The organism is Rhizobium sp. M1, assembly GCF_002531805.1.
Classification (GTDB): Bacteria; Pseudomonadota; Alphaproteobacteria; order Rhizobiales; family Rhizobiaceae; genus Rhizobium; species Rhizobium etli_C.
The window spans coordinates 56,399-72,397 of record NZ_NWSW01000022.1 but is presented as its reverse complement, the minus strand read 5'-3'; the positions used below and the strand labels follow the sequence as shown (position 1 = coordinate 72,397).

Here is a 15,999-nt window from a genome sequence, read left to right as displayed (position 1 = left end):
GGCCTTACTCCTGAAATGCCGGCATGACTTCGGCGATGAAGCGCTCGAGCGAAGCTTTCTTGCGCTCGAAACTCATGCCGGTGTCGATCCAGAAGGAATATTCGTCATAACCGAGCGCTTCATAGGCCTTGAGCCGACCGATGACGGTCTCGGCGTCTCCAACGACATTGTTGGTGCGCATGACCTGATCCGAAAGCATCGCATTTGCGCGGACCTGCTCGTCGGGAATCCGCTCGATCAGGCCTTGGGTAATCGGCTTCTCGTTCTTGAACCAGGCGAAGAAGTAGTTGTAGTAGACGCTGAGTTCATGGGCCGCCTGGGCGACGTCTTCTTCTGACGAGCCGACATAGGTGTGGCGCAGCAGCATGATCTTCGGCCGCTCGATATCGGGGTTCTTGGCGCAGGCATCGTTGAAGCGGTCCATCAGCGACTGGACCTCGTCATCGCCCTGCCAGAGCGGCGTGACCTGAACGTTGCAGCCATTGGCGACGGCAAATTCATGCGAGTTCGGGTCGCGCGCCGCAACCCAGATCGGCGGGTTCGGCTGCTGCAGCGGTTTCGGCGCCGAGGTCGTCGCGGGAAACTTGAAGAACTCGCCGTCATGGGCGTAGTCGCCCTTCCATATGCCCTTGACCGCCGGAATGAGCTCGCGCATGCGCTGACCGGCGCCCCAGGCATCGAGACCCGGCAGCAGGCGCTCGTATTCAAAGGAATAGGCGCCGCGGGCGATACCGATGTCGAGCCTTCCGTCGCAGATGATGTCGGTCATCGCCGCTTCGCCGGCAAGCTTGATCGGATGCCAGAAGGGGGCGATCACCGTCCCCGTTCCGAGCCTTGCCCGCGATGTGCGGCGCGCCAGATCGGCAATGGTCACGAACGGATTGGGGGCAATGGTGAAATCCATGCCGTGATGCTCACCCGTCCAGATCGCATGCATGCCGCCCTTGTCGGCGATCTCGCAGAGCGCGACGAATTCCTCATAGAGGCTCTTATGGCTCTGGCCGGCGTCGAGCCGTTCCATATGGACGAAGAGGGAGAACTTCATGCTTTTGCGCCCTTGGCTGGAATGGGATGAATTTTGCCGCCGGTCTCGTCACCGAAATAGACGCCGAAATTGCCGATCGAGCTTTCCATCGCGAAGCGGTTGACGATGTCGGCGGTCGAACTGGTCTTGAACTTTGCCGCGGCCAATGCGTCGGGCTTTACGAACCTGCCGCCGGCAGGCTCGCCGTCCCCGGCAACGGCGTGATAGACGATGTGCTGCTTGCCGTCGCTCTTTCCCTCGTAGACCGAGTAGAGAAAACCGATGCTGACCGACAGCCCGGTGAGCGTCTCCAGGTATTTTTGCAGCGCTTCGGTCGGGTTGCCGTCATAGGCGTCGATGCTCGGCAGGGAAAGCACATCCTCGCCCAGTAGCAGAACCTCGCCGCGGCGTTCGACGACGGCGGCAAGCTCGATATTGCCTTCGGCCGCGGCGGAAACCGCCTTGCTTGCAAGCGTCGGGGTGAAATAGCCGCCGCGCGCATAACCGAGACCGTTGCGGCCGCTATTGTCGAAGGATTCGATGCGGCCCATCAGAATGACATGGTCGCCGGCCTCGACGACCTGTTCCATGGCGCATTCGAACCAGGCGGCGACATTCGAGAAGATCGGGCAGCCGGCCGATCCCTTGGCCCATTCGACCGCTGCAAATCTATCTTCGACCGGCCGCGCAAAAGTGTTGGACACGTCCTTCTGCGTTTCCGACAGCACGTTGATGGCGAAATGCGGCGTACCGGTCATGGTGGCGAAGTTGCGCGACGTCTTGGCAAGGCAAACGAGGAGCAAGGGTGGATTGAGCGAGACCGATGTGAAGGAGTTCGCGGTGAAGCCGATCGGATTTCCTTCCCCGTCGCAGGCGGTGACGACGGTCACGCCGGTCGGAAAAGCTCCGAATGCATCTCGCAATGCTCTTGGATCGACAGTCTGGATTGTCATCGTTCATCCTCCCCGAACGACAGCCACTCGGCGAGCAGCGAATTGACGATATCAGGCGCGGTCAGGTTCACCATGTGTCGATGGCCTTCAACGATGCGGACCCAGCCCTTGGGCGCAAGCGCCGCCATCTGCTCCGCCATCAGAGGCGTGGAATTCGGATCATCGGACCCCGTCAGGAACAGGGCCGGACCAGCCACGTCTTTCCAGCGATCGGCATAGGTCTCGTCTCCGCCGGCAAAGGCGGCGTAAGCGACCGCATAGCCCTCCGGATCGACGAGGCTCAGCCATTTCCGTGTCAGTTCACGGGCAACGATGCTATCGGGATCATCGCCGAACCAGCGCGCCAGGGGACCTTCCTTGTCCACGCCCGTCACCGGGATGGCCGCGGCCCGTGCGAGCACGGCAGCCTTTGCATCGGGGTCACGCCTGTAGACGCCGTTGAGGTAGGCGACACGGCTGATCCGTTCGCCGAACGTTGCCGCCGCTCCTCCCGATACCAGCGCACCCATCGAGTGACCGGCAACATTGACAGTCTCGATCGCCATCTCGTCGAGAAAGCGCCCGAACCAGGTGACGAACTCCTCGAGGCGGCTGCCCGCCGGCAGTTTTACGCTCTCGCCATGTCCCGGCATGTCGACGGCGATGACGCGATGGCCGGCCGACAGAAAGGCGATCTGCGGCGCCCAGGCCTCGAGCCGCATGCCGACGCCGTGAATGAGAACCAGCGGCTCGCCGCTGCCGGCCTCGTGATAGGCTGTTCCGCTTGCCGTCTTCTTTCGGGGCAAGTCACCGGCGGCGCTCTTTGCTGCAGCGGCGCCTGAGATCGATCCGGCTGTCAGCATGTCAGAGCCCTTTCAAACGCCCGCAGGATTGGCGACGTCCTGCCCAAGATCTTTCAGATCCTGATAGCGGTCGCCGATGCGGTGATGCGGACGCCCGCCCACCGAAGCGCCAAGAGCCACGACGATCTCGTCGGCGGCAGGCGCGTCGGGGATCGAGGTCTGGATGGTCAGGTAGTGCGAACGACGGCCTTCGTCGTTCTTGTCCATCAGCGGGATCATGATCGGCGCATTGGCGGGGCCGCGGGTGTTGCAGAAGGCAAGATAGGACTTGGCGCCGACGGCATGGCGATAAAAATTGCCGAAGCGCAACGTGTGAATGAGCGCCGACGCATGCTCGATTTCACCGTCCAGGCCGACGACGGCAGCCTTGCCATAGGCTTCGACAGCGTCACCGGAACCCACCGCATCGATGATCATCTTGGTCAGCAACTCACCGAGAACCGGAGCGCCGGCGTGAATCTCAGGCTTGAGGTCTTCGACAAAGCCGCGGCCCGCCCAAGGGTTCTTCACCACCGCGAAGGCAGTAAACAGCTTCAGCGGCACCGCCGCGGCCTTCCCGCCCTCGATCAGCGTCGTTTCGATTTGCAGTCCCGTCTTGCGAATTTGAATGGCCATCGAACACCTCATTTCTCAGTTTCATATTATGGTATACCATAATATATGAGTGTCAAGTTCGTTCCCTGCGAAGACGAAGATTTAGATGAATCCAAAAAATATTTATTCAAAACAACGGCTTGTCAGTTGACTGCGATCACCGCGGATCCGCCGCTGTCAATGTTGGCCGAATCCGAGACTTCCCCGGCAGGGCACAGGTTCCCGACGACAGAGACGCCACAGCCATCCCAGTTCATATGATACCGCCTCATATATTATTTATTATGGCATACCATCACATTGAGAAAAGTTGAGTGTCAAGCAGGGAGTATGGATTCTCGTGAATTGCGCGGATCATGAGCCCGAATGCCGTCTGGCATTCGGCCGGTATGTGGATGCACTTCTGACAGTTCCTGCCGTGAAGGTTGCGGCTGCTCGTTCAATGTCCTTGCTCCGCAAGGGACCTCGATACCGCTTGACTCATTTGTCGACGGGCGCTTATCGAGCTCTGATCACTGATTTTTCGTCTGGGGAGGATGAGAGTGTCACCACGGGAAAAACGCATGCGGATGCTCCGTCAGGTCGTGATCTTCGGCATTGTGTTGGCCGCTTTTTTGGGCTTCGCCGCCTACCGCCTGGAGACAGGTAATTTTGGATAAATACCACGTCCTTTCGCAATGAATGCGTATGTGTCCCGGAAGGACTATGACCGCAGGGTCGGGAGAGAGAAAAGCTGTGTCGTCAATCAATCCGGAACTCTTCCGCGCATTGCCGAAAGCGGAAATCCACGTGCATCTTGAAGGGTGCTTCAATGTCGAAACCCTCGTTCCGCATCGACCATGGCGTTCGCGCAATCGCCGACGATGCGACCGTTGAACTGCTTGTTGAAAGGCAGGTTCCGATCGGCGTCTGCCCCACGTCGAATATCAACTTGAAGGTCTTTCCTTCGATCGCAGAGCACCCGATCGATCGGCTTGTTCGAGCGGGTGTCCGGGTTTCGATAAACACGGACGATCCGAGCCTGATGGGTACCAATCTGCCTCTCGAATATGCCCGTGTCGCCAGCGCTTTTTCTTGGGACAAATCCGCCATTCGCGACGTGGCGCGCACATCGATCGAAGCGAGCTTTGCCTCGGAGAGCGTTAAAGCCGGCCTGCTCGCGCGCCTTGCAACCTGGCAGGAGTCGCCTGGCCTTTGACGCAAATTGCCTCGCTCGATGTGCAGAGAAGGTTGCCGGTTTGGCACGCGCTGTCGGACGTGTTCCTCGACACCGAATTACAGGCAAGGGACTATCATCGGATCGCCAAGACGCTCGACATATCCGGATACTCCCTCGCGGAACTCCGATCGATCCTGGAGGACGAGGTGGCCCCGGCATTTGCATCAAACCTCTGGTCCGTTGCAGGAGAATGGGCCGGTTGGAGCGAGAACGATGTCCAAACCATAATGCTCAAATCACTGTCGCGGCGACCTCTTCCTCTTCTGTCATGGCTGAAATGGTTGATGCGTCGACGCCATATCGAGCAAGAGTGGGAGAAGATCGAGCAATTCCTCGAACAGGGATGAGGCCACCCTCGCAATACCGCAGCGGAGTGACGCCGGGGGCAAAACGCTGTCGCAAAAGACACCCGCTTCAGGCGGAATTTTACGACCGGCATTTGCGACACGAATTTGAGTGCGATTTCAGCTCGCGATATTTCTAGTGAAAAGTCAGGAGTTGCGGGACAACGGAAAGCCCGTTGCGAAGCAGACTTGCGAATCGCATAAGTCTGTGCTTATGTGTCTGCATGATCGAGAATGACATTTTCCGAGCCTTGGCCGACCCGACCCGCCGCGCGATCTTCGAGAAACTGGCGGCGGGCGGAATGAACGCCAGCGCCTTGCGCGCGGGCATGGAGATCAGTCAGCCGGCAATGTCGCAACACCTCTCGGTTTTGCGGAGCGCAAAGCTCGTGAGGGAAGAACGGCAGGGGCGTTTTGTGAATTATGAAGTCGATCCGGAGGGACTGGCTCTCATCGCACAATGGTTGGCGAAATATCGTGCCTACTGGCCTGCCCGCATCGAAGCTCTCAAGGTCTTGCTGAAGGATATGGACCAATGAACGACGGAAAGGCCACCGAGCAGAAAGACGGCATCGAGCTGGAATTCGATCTGGATGAACCGCCGCAAAAGGTCTGGCGTGCAATCAGCATCCCCGAATTTCGGGAAAGCTGGTTGCCAAAAGACGCTTTAGCCGATCCCGAACCGGCCGCTATCACACCTGGCAAGGAAGTCCGTTATAGCCTGCGCGACGACGCTCCACCTTTCCTTGAAAGCACGGTGACGTTCACGATCGTCCCGAACGCGACCGGCGGCACCCGCCTGCGCATTATCCACGAACTGACCGACGCGAGGCTTGACCGGACGGCGAAAGCGGCCGCGAACAGCAACAGTCCGCCCCTCATGCTCGCCGCCTAACGCAGCAAGCTCCCTTAAATTCTGGAAGATTGGAGTTCGCCGATGCGCGAAGCGATGCAACTCGTCCCTATGGTCATAGAACAATCCAGCAGAGGGGAGAGGTCTTTTGACATTTACTCCCGTCTTCTGCGCGAACGCATCATTTTCCTCAACGGCGAGGTTAACGATACCGTTTCCGCTCTGGTCTGCGCGCAATTGCTGTTTCTTGAGGCCGAGAATCCAAAGAAGCCGATCAATCTTTACATCAATTCGCCGGGCGGCGTCGTGACCAGCGGCCTCGCCATGTATGACACCATGCGCTTTATCCGCGCGCCGGTTCATACGCTTTGCATGGGGACAGCCCGGTCAATGGGATCGTTCCTGCTGATGGCAGGCGAGGCCGGCGAAAGAGCTGCATTGCCCAACGCCAGTATCCTCATTCACCAGCCCTCCGGTGGCTTCCAAGGGCAGGCTTCGGACATGCTGATTCACGCCGAAGAAATCCTCAAGACCAAGCAGCGCATGACGCGGCTCTACGCGGAGCATTGCGGACGCTCCTATGAAGACTTTGAGCGTGGGATGGATCGCGACCGTTTCATGACGGCGGAAGAAGCATTGGAATGGGGTCTTATCGACCGCATTCTAACGGTTCGGGAAGACACGGACAGCCTATAACCTGTCGCGGAAATCCCAACAAAAGCTGGAATTTTGCGCCTGAGTTTTGCGACGCGCAAAGCTGCACAGAACCGAAAATATTGCGCCATCAAATGCCGGGACTAAACAGCTAGGTCCACCTAAAACCATCCCGCTCTAAGGGGCACAGATATACGGCAGCTGACAGGGGCTGCTGTTCCGCAGATGGAGTTCTCAGGTTTGGATATGCAGCAACGGGTTCGGTTGCCGGTCAACGAACTCTTTCTTGATATGCTCGAGAGTGGCCCGCTGTCCGGCAAACCGCAGCAAGGCGGCCGCCTTATCCAAGGACAGCCAGCGAAAATCATCGTGTTCGTCGTTGAGCCGTACCGTGCAATCCGTCGGTGCAAAGGCGACAAACACCGGCGTCAGCGTGATTGCATCTCGATCGACCTCATAAAACTGCTCGCAAATATCAGCGGAATAGAGTGCTTTCAGCGCGAGGCCTGTTTCCTCCTTCGCTTCCCGAAGGGCAGCCTGCCAAGCCGTTTCTCCGTGCTCGATGCCACCAGCGATCTGGCACCATTCCCCACTGAGGGTGCTACCGGTCCGGCGCAAAAGAAGGAGTTCAAAAGTATCGTCTCGGGGCCTCAAAATGAACAGGGAAATGGCAAAGGATCTGATGGGGATTTCACGTTTCAACTTTATCCTCCTGACCGATATTTTAATGAATTGGCGAGCCAGGTCGTTCTGCTTCACGAGGACCAGAACTTTGCCTTCGTCCGATTGAGCAGCCGCTCTTCGTTATTTCGCAATTCGCCTTCGGCCCCGACGAGCCGGCCGAGCTATCCCGTTCTCCCCATGTTGGGCCTACCGTATATCGGTGCCCCTTTAATGTTCAGGGCCTCGTCGGCGGAACGTGATCGCGAATACCGGACAGGCATCGACAAATGGCGATGCGGCAGACGGCCTCGCTACCGTCTCCTGCGAAGACCGCAGCGGTCGACGCCCTGACCTATTCGGCGGGCTTCTGAGCGGACAGCACCGCTTCGGCAATGGCACTCGCCGCCGCGACATGATCCATCGCCGCCTGTTGGGCTCCCTCGCCGTCGCCGCGGCGGATGGCATCGACGATCTTCGACATCTGCAACGGCCCTTCGATACCGCGCCGTTCCGTCTTGATCGTCATCGAGCGCAGATGGTTGATGCGCACGGTGAGGAGGTTGACGACGCCCCAGGCGACATGCCTGTCGACCATGGTGAACAGCGTTTGATAGAAGGAAGAGGTATTGGCCAGCACGCCGGCCATATCGTGGTCGCGATAGCTGTTGCGGATTGCGGTCAGGGATTCATCGAGCGCGGCGACGATCTCGGGGCTGCCGCGTTCTGCGCAGAGCCGCGCCGCCATGCCTTCGAGCGCGCCGCGGATTTCATAGATCTGCTTGGCTTCCTCGATATCCAGCTGGGCGACGATCGGTCCCTTGTTCGGCAGATTGGCAACGAGCCCTTCCGATTCCAGATGTCTCAGAACCTCGCGCACCACCGTCCGGCTGACGCCGAGCTGGGCGCAGAGGTCGCGCTCGACAAGCCGGTCTCCGGGACGGAAGTATCCGTTGACAATGGCCTCGCGGACCTTGTCGAGCGCCAGTTCCCGCAATGTCTTCGCAGGACGCTCGACCCTGATTGCTGCGTCCTTCAGAGCACCGCTCATACCGTACCTCAGTGTTGGATTGACTTCGCAGGCTCAAGCTTTGCTGCGGCAGCCGAATTCAGGAATCGTATTATGGCCTACCAAATACTGTAGCTGTCGGCGGCCGGCAATTCAACAGCACCGTGCCGATCCCGAGATTGGCGGTCTATTCGTCGGAATTGGGTCTCGCCCTGACGATCTCTTCGGCCACCGCCTTCGCCTGCAGCCGGATGTCAGGGACGGCGGTGATCTCCCAGAATTGTCCCGCCGTCAAGGCGCCGACGGCAAACAGCCGCGCGGGCGAGCTCCGGGACGGAGCAGTCACCTCGGAAGCCGCATCCACCTGAATGCCGAGGCCAAGCGGATCGGGAACGATCAGCTGAAACCGGCTCATTTCCTTCAGAAGCGGCGAATGGCTGATCCCGGCGCGTTCCATTCCCGTGCAGTTGACCAGCCAGTCCGCCTTGATCTCGGCGATCTCACGCTTGGCCCTGATCCTGTAGCCAGCAACGAGCCTGCCTTCCCTGGCCTGGAGCGATCTCAGGAAGCCCGCGTGAAAGCGAACGGTTCCGTCCGAGACCAATTTCTCGAACCCGGCGAACACGTCGGGCGCGACCCGGTGCCGGTGGATATTCCACCAGGGAAGCGCATGGCGCAGGAATCGTGCCCGCTCCTCGTTCGAAAGCCGTTGCCAGAGAGCCTGCGTCACCGGCCTCAGGCCGTCCATCACGCTCCGCCAGTCGGCGACCTCCCTGCTCTTTTCCCGCAAGATCTTCAACAGGCCGCTGATCGTGGCGGGAAGCGTGTGAACGTCGATCGGCAGAGGCGCCGGCGGCGTCCTTGCATGTCCGAGCGGCGCCAAGCCGCGCCGCGAAAGCACGTCGATCCTGCCTCTATGACCATGGGCCCGAAGCGCGAGAACCTGATCGATCATCGTCAGACCGGAGCCGAGAATACAAACCCTATCGGACGGTCCGACGCGCCTCAGCCAGGAGAGCCGCCACGGGTTCTCGACGATCCGCGATCGCAAAAATGGCGGGGCGCCAGCCGGATCGACCGGAAGGTTCGCGTTTCCGACGCCAAGACAGAGCACCACATTCTTCCCGGCGATCTCGTCGCCATTGCCGAGGTGGAAGGCGAGCGTGCTCGTGAAACGCTCCACACATCCTGTCGCCTTGGCCTTGATGAAATCGACCCGGCAGCGTCCCTCCCGCTTGCGCAGCAGCCGCGCAAGCGTATCCCTGACATAAAGCCCGTAATCGCTGCGCGAGGCGAAATCGCCGGCCTGCATCAGCCGCCCATGACGTTTCAGCCAGTCGACGAAGTCATCGGGATGATGCGGCAGCAGGCTCATGCGCCCGGCGGGAACGTTGAGCCGATGGAGATAGAGCTCCGTCCTATATGCCGTTCCGCGCCCGAAACCGGGATCGTCGCCGACGACGGCAACCTTCGCCGAAGCGGGAAGCTGCTCGATGAGATTGCAGGTCACAGCGATCGCTGAAAAACCGGAACCGACGACGATCACATCGTATATCAACGCATTCTCCCCTGAAGCTCCGAAACGCTGGCTCTTGTCGCACCCCGACCCGGGGATCACTCAAGCGGCAGAATCACGAAAACAATTATCTCTATAGTCTATAAATATAGTTTGTTATTTCTCCCGCCAGCCCCTTCTCGACGATTACCCTTTTGAAGGTGAGATCAAGGGGCCGAGTGGCCCGCAAACAAAGGGGCTCAGGATGAATTTCAAGAATTTGGTTGCCGCGATTGCCTTGGGCGTCGGCACTCTTACAACGGCAATCGCCGCTGAGGCGGCGGACAAGAAGGTCGTCGTCGGCTATCAAACCGATGCCTTGCCGTCGTCGGTGGCGATCGCCAACGGCGAATTCGCCAGGGATACCGGATACGACATCGATTTCCGCAGGTTCAATTCAGGCGCCGAGATCTTTGCGGCCATCGCCTCCGGCGACGTCCAGGTCGGTTATGTCGGCTCCAGCCCGTTTGCGGCTGCGGTCTCGCGCGGGCTCGAGGTCAAGGCGTTTTACCTCGCATCCATCTCCGGCATCGACGAGGCTCTGGTCGTCCGCAACGGCTCGGGCATCGAAAGCCTGAACGATCTGAAGGGCAAGAAGCTTGCCGCCGCGCCTGTTTCCACGGACCACTATCAGCTTCTGGCGCTGATCAAATCGCTCGGCCTGACCGAGAAGGACGTCCAGGTCTTTGCAATCCCGCAGCCTGAGATCGTTGCGAGCTATAACCGCGGTGATATCGATGGCGGCTTCGTCTGGGATCCGGCGCTGACCGAACTCAAGAAGAACGGAAAGGTTCTGGTGACCTCCAAGGACGTCGCGGACAAGGGTGCGCCGACATTCTCGGCCTGGGTGGCAACCTCGAAATTTGCCGCCGACAACCCGGAATTCCTGAAGGGCTTCGCCTCGGTCATCAACAAATACTACGCTTCCTTCGCATCGGACAAAGCCGCCTGGGGTTCCGACAGCGATAACGCCAAGTCGCTCGCCAAGCTTCTCGGCGGAACGCCGGAGCAGCAGGCCTCGGCGCTCAAGAACCTGACGCTGCTGAGGCCCGAGGTCCAGGCGTCGGACGCCTGGCTTGGCGGCGGCGAAAAGGCGGGCGCCGGCAAGATCCTCAAGGACACGGCATCGTTCCTGAAGGAACAGGGCAAGGTCTCCGGCGTGCTGGAAAATTACGGCGCCTTCGTCACTGCAGACGCGCTTACTGCCGTTAGCAACTGATCCTCCCTGAGGCCGGCGCGCTGTCGCGCCGGCATCGAACCTGCGAGCGGCACCATGCTTAAAGTCGATCACGCCAGCGTTTTCTTCGCAGCCCGCGACGGGCGAACCGTCCATGCGCTCGATCGCGTTTCCTTCGATATTCCCGAACGGGGGTTCGTCGTCGCGCTCGGCGCCTCGGGATGCGGGAAATCAACTCTTCTCAACGCGATTGCCGGTTTTCTCCCGCTGTCGGATGGCCGGATCACGCTCGATGGCCGCGCGGTCGAACGGCCGGGCGCCGATCGCGGCGTCGTCTTTCAGAAAGATGCGCTGCTGCCCTGGAAATCGGTGGCCGACAATGTCGCGCTCGGCCTGAAATTTGCCGGCGTCAACCGCAAGGAGCGGCAAGCGCGCGCGCTCGAACTGCTCCGGCTCGTCGGTCTCGACGAATTCGCCAATGCCTTTCCCTACGAGCTGTCGGGCGGTATGCGCCAGCGGGTCGGCATCGCCCGGGCTCTTGCGACCAATCCGGATATTCTGCTCATGGACGAGCCGTTCGGCGCGCTCGACAGCCTGACCCGCGAGCAGATGCAGGAACTGTTGGTTTCCGTCTGGAACAAGACGGCGAAGAAGATTTTCTTCATCACCCATTCGATCGAAGAGGCGCTGTTTCTCGGTACGCAGGTCCTGGTCATGTCGCCGCGGCCGGGGCGCGTCGTCGCCCGCTTCGATCTCGATTTCATCCGTCGCTTCGCCGAGACCGGCGACGCCCGATCGATCAAGGCGTCGCCGCAATTTGCCGAGCTGCGTGAGGAGATCCGCGCCATTCTCCACAGCAGCGAAGATTTGAGGAGCGCCGCATGAGCGATATAACGCAGACATCGCCGGTTGCGGCGCAGAGAGAGAACCGCCAAGTCAAACTGGTGAAGATGGCGAGCTTCGGCGCCGGCGAGAAATCGACGGTGGCGATCAGCGTTGCCACCGCCCTGGCGATATTGCTGCTGTGGTGGCTCGTCTCCGCGCTGGGTGTCGTGCCGCACCTGTTCCTGCCGCGTCCGGACGAGGTGCTGACGCAGATCGGCCTCGTCTATCGCGACGGTTATGCCGGCGCGTCGCTGTCCGAACATATCCTTGCGAGCCTGTTCCGCATCGTCGTCGCAGCGCTCATCGCCATCTCCGCCGGCATTCCGCTCGGACTGCTGATGGGTCTGAACCGCTGGGCGAAAGGCGTGCTCGATGCGCCGATCGAGTTCTACTGGCCGCTTCCGCCCCTCTCCTACCTGCCGCTGATGATCATCTGGCTCGGCATCGGCGAGACGTCGAAGATCACGCTGCTGGTGCTGGCGATGTTCGCGCCGATCTGCCTCTCGGCCCAGGCGGGCGTCCGTTCGCTGCCGATCGAGCGCGTCAACGCCGCCCGTTCGCTGGGCGCGAGCCGGCTGCAGCTGTTCATCGATATCGTCCTGCCCTCCGCCCTGCCCGAAATCCTCACCGGCATCCGCATTGCCCTCGGCGTCGGCTGGGGCACGCTGGTCGCGGCCGAATTGATCGCCTCGACGCGCGGGATCGGTTTCATGATCATGTCGGCATCGCAGTTCCTGGCAACCGACGTCGTCTTCGTCGGCATCGGCATCATCGCGATCTGCGCTTTCACTTTCTCGGCGGCCATCCGCTTCCTGGAGGCGTTCCTCGTGCCCTGGAAAGGCAAGCTCTGACAAGGGGAGCTGAACGGATTTCAGCCATTCACGCCATTTATTGTCAGGAGCTTGGCTGCGACGAGCTCCTGACGCCGGCATAAATTGCGATCGCGGACGGCCATGTATCCGTAAGCTCTCGCAAGTACGCGCCACCATTTCCAATGGCAATTGGCAGGAAACGCGCTCACCCTTCGGGCCGACCCAAAAGACCACGGCACGGGCCTACGGTACAGGGTGGACGTTCAAATAGGACATCAAAGCCTGCACCGCTTCCGCCGCGACCTTTTCGTGCGGGCCATCGTCGGACGCCACCGTCACGTCGGCCAGAGCATAAGTTGGGTAACGGTCATCGATCAATTTGCGCAGGGCGCCTTCGGAATCGGGCGTTTGCAGCAGCGGCCGGTTGGCCCGCCGGCGCACGCGGCGGATCAATACGTCGAGATCGGCTTTCAGCCAGATCGACACCCCCTGCTCCGCGATCCGCGCACGGGTCGCGGCATTCATGAAGGCGCCGCCCCCGGTCGCCACCACTTTCGGCCCTTGGGCCAGAAGCCGCGCGAGCACTCGTCGCTCGCCCTCGCGGAAATAGGGCTCGCCGTGCCGGGCAAAGATTTCCGGGATCGTCATAGCGTGCGCCGTTTCGATTTCGGTGTCGGCGTCGGCAAAATCGAGCCCGAGACACGCCGCCAGCGGCCGGCCGACCGACGTCTTGCCCGAGCCCATCATGCCGATGAGCACAATACAGCGCCCACCCAGGGCAGCGAGCAGAGCCGCTTCCGGCTGAGAATTGAGAGACATGTTCATGGCACCCTGACAACCCCAGGAAACGGCTATCTATTGATTTGCTCGGCCGCATCGGCCCGGCACCGCTGCAGGCAGCGGATCAGCATCGCGGCTTCTCGGGTCGGCCTTCGGATCATCGCCGAGGCGAAGGAGATCATGGACGATATCGGACATTCCGCTTCCATTCACATCGCAAAGGCCGGCCGCGCGGAAATGCTGCGCCTTCGATGACCAGTGCGCGTCTTCAAGGCATCCAGCAGCCGATAGCCGGTTCGCCAGCGACCAAAACCGCTGGCGATATTGATGTGCCCGGCAAGGCCGATATTCCTGGTCTCGGCGTTCCATAGGCGGCCAAACAGCGCCAGCCGATCGACCGTCATGTAAACGTCATTCATGCTGCCGACGACAATGCTCGGAAATGGCAGCGGCGCCGTCGGCATGCTGCCGAACGCAATATGCCCGGGATGCAGAATTTCCGTGGCCGCCAGATCGCATGGAGCAACCAGCAATGCCCCTTTCACGCGACGGGCAGCGCTTCGACCGGCCAGCCGGGCGGCGAGCAGGCATCCGAGACTATGGGCGACCAAGTAGGCCTCACCGGCCTCTTCAAGCGCGCCTTCCAATCGCGGCAGCCAGCTGTCGAGGTCCGGATGATCCCAGTCGTCCTGGGCGACGCGCCGGCTACCCGGCTGATCCTGCAGCCAGTGCTCTTGCCAATGCCCCTCACCCGAGCCGAACAATCCGGGAAGAATGAGGACTTCGCTCATCAGATCAGTCCGATCACCAAGGCGAACAGGAAGGAGAAGGAACCGGCGATCGTGCAGATCCCCGCCGCATGCCTGAACTGCGACATGACGCCTCCCGTTGCTCTCCTGGTGTCGTGCCGACGGAAGCCGGTCTCAACGACGATCGCCATCCCACATCCTCCTCAATACCAAAGTCCGGGCGTCGCGCCCCAATAATGGAGCTCGTATTCGCGCGCCGACCGGTCCTGCTCCTCGACCCTGTTGACCAGTGCGTTTGCAGGCCTCTGCGTGTTGCGCCGGAAGCGGCCGATCGCAAACTTCAGCCAGAAATGGAAATCAAGCTTCATGCGAACCTCCTGTCAGGAACTGGTCGGTTGAGAAATCAACGAATGACGTTGCGCATTGGCGAGAAGATCGCGCAGCGATGCGGTCGGCCCGTAGAGCATCAGCAGGCGGTTCTCTTCGCGCTTGGCCAGCCGATATCGGCGAGCAAATTCAAAGACGCTCCAGATTTGCTCGCTTGATCCCTGCGGGCCTGCATCATCCATCGCTGCCTCCTGAGAATGAAGCTCGTGACGCGCCTTATTCGGCCGCCGCTACTGCCGGTCTTGCCTCTGGAAAGAAGGCCGACAATTCGCCGACCACTTCACCTATGCGGTTCGAAAGCGCATCGGATGAAACCGCGTAATCCGCAAAATCGCGGTCGGACGCATAGACGGCCGTCGGTAGCGTATGGGCCATGAAGAAACCGAACAGCGGCCGAAGCTGATGCTCGACCATCAAGGCATGGCGGTCGCCGCCGCCGGTCGCCGTAATGATGATCGGCTTCGCGCGGAGCTCCTGCGGGTCGATCAGATCGATGAGGTGCTTGAAAAGACCGGGATAGGAGCCCTTGTAAGTCGGCGAACCGATAATCAGCATATCGGCCCTTACGATCTCGTCGACGACACGCCTGGCCTGCTCGTCGAGGTCCTTGCGCCACAAGGCGCGACCCAGCGACGGACCGAGATCGTGCAGATCATAAGTTTTGCTCGAAAAGCCGTATCTGATGCTGGCGCGTTCGGCGACATGCCGGACAAGCGCCAGTGTCTTCGATGGGCGGTTGAAGCTGCCGGCAATGCCGACGAGTTTGAAACCTGACATGGTTTTTCCTCTCTGTGGTTGCTTCAAATATTGTCTATAAAATTACTGGATTAAAGGAATGTGCGTCTCTCCTTCGCCGCTCGATTGAAAAAACATTCGTCTTGAAGTTTACGGTCTGTCGCCGCGCAGATGGCGTTCGAGGAAGGGCAGATTGTCCTGGCCCCAATAGAGCTCGCCGTCATAGACATAGCTGGGAAAACCGAAGACGCCGCTGTCGCGCGCATGCACGCGGTCTGCCGACCATTTGTTCTGGACGTCACCATCGGCTTGGCGCCTGAGAAGCGCCGCGCCATCGAAACCTGCTGCTGTCACGATCGCCTCGCGAACATCGGCCTTGCCGATATCCCTCGCCTCGCTCCAGAAAGCATGCTGCAGGGCTCTGCTAACGCCAATCCAATCCTGCCCGTCGAGATAGGCGGCGATCACGAAGAGGGACGCCGGCGTCGGATCGCTGAGCTCCGGCCGATGTTCCAGCCGCAATTCCTTGCCGCGCACCCGCGCCCAGCGCTTGAGGTCGCGCGTCCAATAAGCGCGGCGGATCTCCGGGCGGTTGCGCGAGAAGATGCCGCCATTCTCTTCGACCACCGTCGTCAGATAGGGCGTGATGACGACGTCGTTCTTCGCCGCCAGTTCGGTAAAGGCGTCGAAGCCGATATAGGACCAGGGCGAGCCGATCGAAAAGAAATATTCCACCGATTTGGTCACTGACGAATGTTCCTCGTAAA

Annotated in this window: 22 protein-coding genes; 8 read left to right on the top strand and 14 right to left on the bottom strand. The window is 60.3% G+C overall.

The features are described from left to right. Positions 1-4: 4 nt before the first annotated feature. The 4 genes from CO655_RS21805 to CO655_RS21790 are packed head-to-tail and all read right to left on the bottom strand — an operon-like array spanning position 5 to position 3,434. Positions 5-1,045, bottom strand: coding sequence for an LLM class flavin-dependent oxidoreductase (locus CO655_RS21805; RefSeq protein WP_097666529.1), 1,041 nt, complete (start codon positions 1,043-1,045; stop codon positions 5-7). Next, the gene (locus tag CO655_RS21800; RefSeq protein WP_097666527.1) at positions 1,042-1,977 is read right to left on the bottom strand and encodes a flavin reductase family protein; all 936 of its coding nucleotides are present in this window, start codon (positions 1,975-1,977) and stop codon (positions 1,042-1,044) included. The genes CO655_RS21805 and CO655_RS21800 overlap by 4 nt, the downstream gene beginning before the upstream one ends. Beyond that, positions 1,974-2,819, bottom strand: a complete 846-nt coding sequence (locus CO655_RS21795; protein ID WP_097666525.1) for an alpha/beta fold hydrolase — start codon at positions 2,817-2,819, stop codon at positions 1,974-1,976. The genes CO655_RS21800 and CO655_RS21795 overlap by 4 nt, the downstream gene beginning before the upstream one ends. A 12-nt stretch (positions 2,820-2,831) precedes the next feature. After that, positions 2,832-3,434 carry an amino acid synthesis family protein gene (locus CO655_RS21790; protein WP_097666523.1) on the bottom strand — a complete coding sequence of 201 codons (603 nt, stop codon included), beginning with the start codon at positions 3,432-3,434 and terminating at the stop codon, positions 2,832-2,834. 790 nt (positions 3,435-4,224) lie between these two features. On the opposite strand from CO655_RS21790, the gene CO655_RS21785 reads away from it, so the two are divergent. The 5 genes from CO655_RS21785 to CO655_RS21765 all read left to right on the top strand — a co-directional run bounded on the left by CO655_RS21785 (position 4,225) and on the right by CO655_RS21765 (position 6,525). After that, the gene (locus tag CO655_RS21785; RefSeq protein ID WP_245423871.1) at positions 4,225-4,611 is read left to right on the top strand and encodes a hypothetical protein; all 387 of its coding nucleotides are present in this window, start codon (positions 4,225-4,227) and stop codon (positions 4,609-4,611) included. Continuing rightward, a complete protein-coding gene (locus CO655_RS21780) occupies positions 4,608-4,979 on the top strand; it encodes a hypothetical protein (RefSeq protein ID WP_097666519.1) in 372 nt (123 codons plus the stop codon). The genes CO655_RS21785 and CO655_RS21780 overlap by 4 nt, the downstream gene beginning before the upstream one ends. A gap of 221 nt (positions 4,980-5,200) precedes the next feature. Further along, positions 5,201-5,515 (top strand): metalloregulator ArsR/SmtB family transcription factor, encoded by a 315-nt coding sequence (locus CO655_RS21775; RefSeq protein ID WP_028759067.1) that lies wholly within the window; start codon positions 5,201-5,203, stop codon positions 5,513-5,515. Beyond that, the gene (locus tag CO655_RS21770) at positions 5,512-5,871 is read left to right on the top strand and encodes an SRPBCC domain-containing protein (RefSeq protein ID WP_097666517.1); all 360 of its coding nucleotides are present in this window, start codon (positions 5,512-5,514) and stop codon (positions 5,869-5,871) included. Before CO655_RS21775 ends, CO655_RS21770 begins: the two co-directional genes overlap by 4 nt. Before the next feature lie 42 nt (positions 5,872-5,913). Beyond that, positions 5,914-6,525 carry an ATP-dependent Clp protease proteolytic subunit gene (locus tag CO655_RS21765; RefSeq protein WP_097666515.1) on the top strand — a complete coding sequence of 204 codons (612 nt, stop codon included), beginning with the start codon at positions 5,914-5,916 and terminating at the stop codon, positions 6,523-6,525. A gap of 192 nt (positions 6,526-6,717) precedes the next feature. Here the strand turns inward: CO655_RS21765 and CO655_RS21760 are convergent, their stop codons facing one another. The 3 genes from CO655_RS21760 to CO655_RS21750 all read right to left on the bottom strand — a co-directional run bounded on the left by CO655_RS21760 (position 6,718) and on the right by CO655_RS21750 (position 9,710). Further along, positions 6,718-7,185 carry an NUDIX domain-containing protein gene (locus CO655_RS21760; RefSeq protein WP_097666644.1) on the bottom strand — a complete coding sequence of 156 codons (468 nt, stop codon included), beginning with the start codon at positions 7,183-7,185 and terminating at the stop codon, positions 6,718-6,720. A gap of 313 nt (positions 7,186-7,498) precedes the next feature. After that, positions 7,499-8,194 (bottom strand): GntR family transcriptional regulator, encoded by a 696-nt coding sequence (locus CO655_RS21755; protein ID WP_097606171.1) that lies wholly within the window; start codon positions 8,192-8,194, stop codon positions 7,499-7,501. 145 nt (positions 8,195-8,339) lie between these two features. Further along, positions 8,340-9,710 (bottom strand): FAD/NAD(P)-binding protein, encoded by a 1,371-nt coding sequence (locus CO655_RS21750; protein ID WP_097666513.1) that lies wholly within the window; start codon positions 9,708-9,710, stop codon positions 8,340-8,342. 202 nt (positions 9,711-9,912) lie between these two features. On the opposite strand from CO655_RS21750, the gene tauA reads away from it, so the two are divergent. From tauA to CO655_RS21735, 3 genes are read left to right on the top strand one after another with little or no spacing between them, the layout of a single operon-like run. Further along, positions 9,913-10,926, top strand: a complete 1,014-nt coding sequence (gene tauA, locus CO655_RS21745; protein ID WP_097666511.1) for a taurine ABC transporter substrate-binding protein — start codon at positions 9,913-9,915, stop codon at positions 10,924-10,926. Positions 10,927-10,980: 54 nt separating this feature from the next. Beyond that, positions 10,981-11,769 carry an ABC transporter ATP-binding protein gene (locus CO655_RS21740; RefSeq protein ID WP_010030314.1) on the top strand — a complete coding sequence of 263 codons (789 nt, stop codon included), beginning with the start codon at positions 10,981-10,983 and terminating at the stop codon, positions 11,767-11,769. After that, on the top strand, positions 11,766-12,620 hold the full coding sequence (locus CO655_RS21735; protein WP_097666509.1) for an ABC transporter permease subunit: 855 nt from the start codon (positions 11,766-11,768) through the stop codon (positions 12,618-12,620). Before CO655_RS21740 ends, CO655_RS21735 begins: the two co-directional genes overlap by 4 nt. 204 nt (positions 12,621-12,824) lie before the next feature. Here CO655_RS21735 and CO655_RS21730 read toward each other — a convergent pair whose 3' ends face one another. The 7 genes from CO655_RS21730 to CO655_RS21710 all read right to left on the bottom strand — a co-directional run bounded on the left by CO655_RS21730 (position 12,825) and on the right by CO655_RS21710 (position 15,979). Further along, entirely contained in the window at positions 12,825-13,400 is a 576-nt protein-coding gene (locus CO655_RS21730; protein WP_097666642.1) for a shikimate kinase, read from the bottom strand. 170 nt (positions 13,401-13,570) lie between these two features. Beyond that, positions 13,571-14,152, bottom strand: a complete 582-nt coding sequence (locus tag CO655_RS21725; protein WP_097666507.1) for an alpha/beta fold hydrolase — start codon at positions 14,150-14,152, stop codon at positions 13,571-13,573. Continuing rightward, on the bottom strand, positions 14,152-14,301 hold the full coding sequence (locus CO655_RS33925) for a hypothetical protein (protein WP_176539285.1): 150 nt from the start codon (positions 14,299-14,301) through the stop codon (positions 14,152-14,154). Before CO655_RS33925 ends, CO655_RS21725 begins: the two co-directional genes overlap by 1 nt. Before the next feature lie 12 nt (positions 14,302-14,313). After that, positions 14,314-14,478 carry a hypothetical protein gene (locus CO655_RS33920; RefSeq protein WP_176539284.1) on the bottom strand — a complete coding sequence of 55 codons (165 nt, stop codon included), beginning with the start codon at positions 14,476-14,478 and terminating at the stop codon, positions 14,314-14,316. Between the two features lie 12 nt (positions 14,479-14,490). Then, positions 14,491-14,679: a hypothetical protein gene (locus CO655_RS21720; RefSeq protein ID WP_064811799.1), complete on the bottom strand. Its 189-nt coding sequence runs from the start codon at positions 14,677-14,679 to the stop codon at positions 14,491-14,493. A 34-nt stretch (positions 14,680-14,713) separates the two neighbouring features. Next, complete coding sequence (gene msuE, locus CO655_RS21715) at positions 14,714-15,274, bottom strand: FMN reductase (protein WP_097666505.1); 561 nt, start codon at positions 15,272-15,274, stop codon at positions 14,714-14,716. A 108-nt stretch (positions 15,275-15,382) separates the two neighbouring features. Beyond that, on the bottom strand, positions 15,383-15,979 hold the full coding sequence (locus CO655_RS21710) for a DsbA family protein (protein ID WP_097666503.1): 597 nt from the start codon (positions 15,977-15,979) through the stop codon (positions 15,383-15,385). Positions 15,980-15,999: the final 20 nt, after the last annotated feature.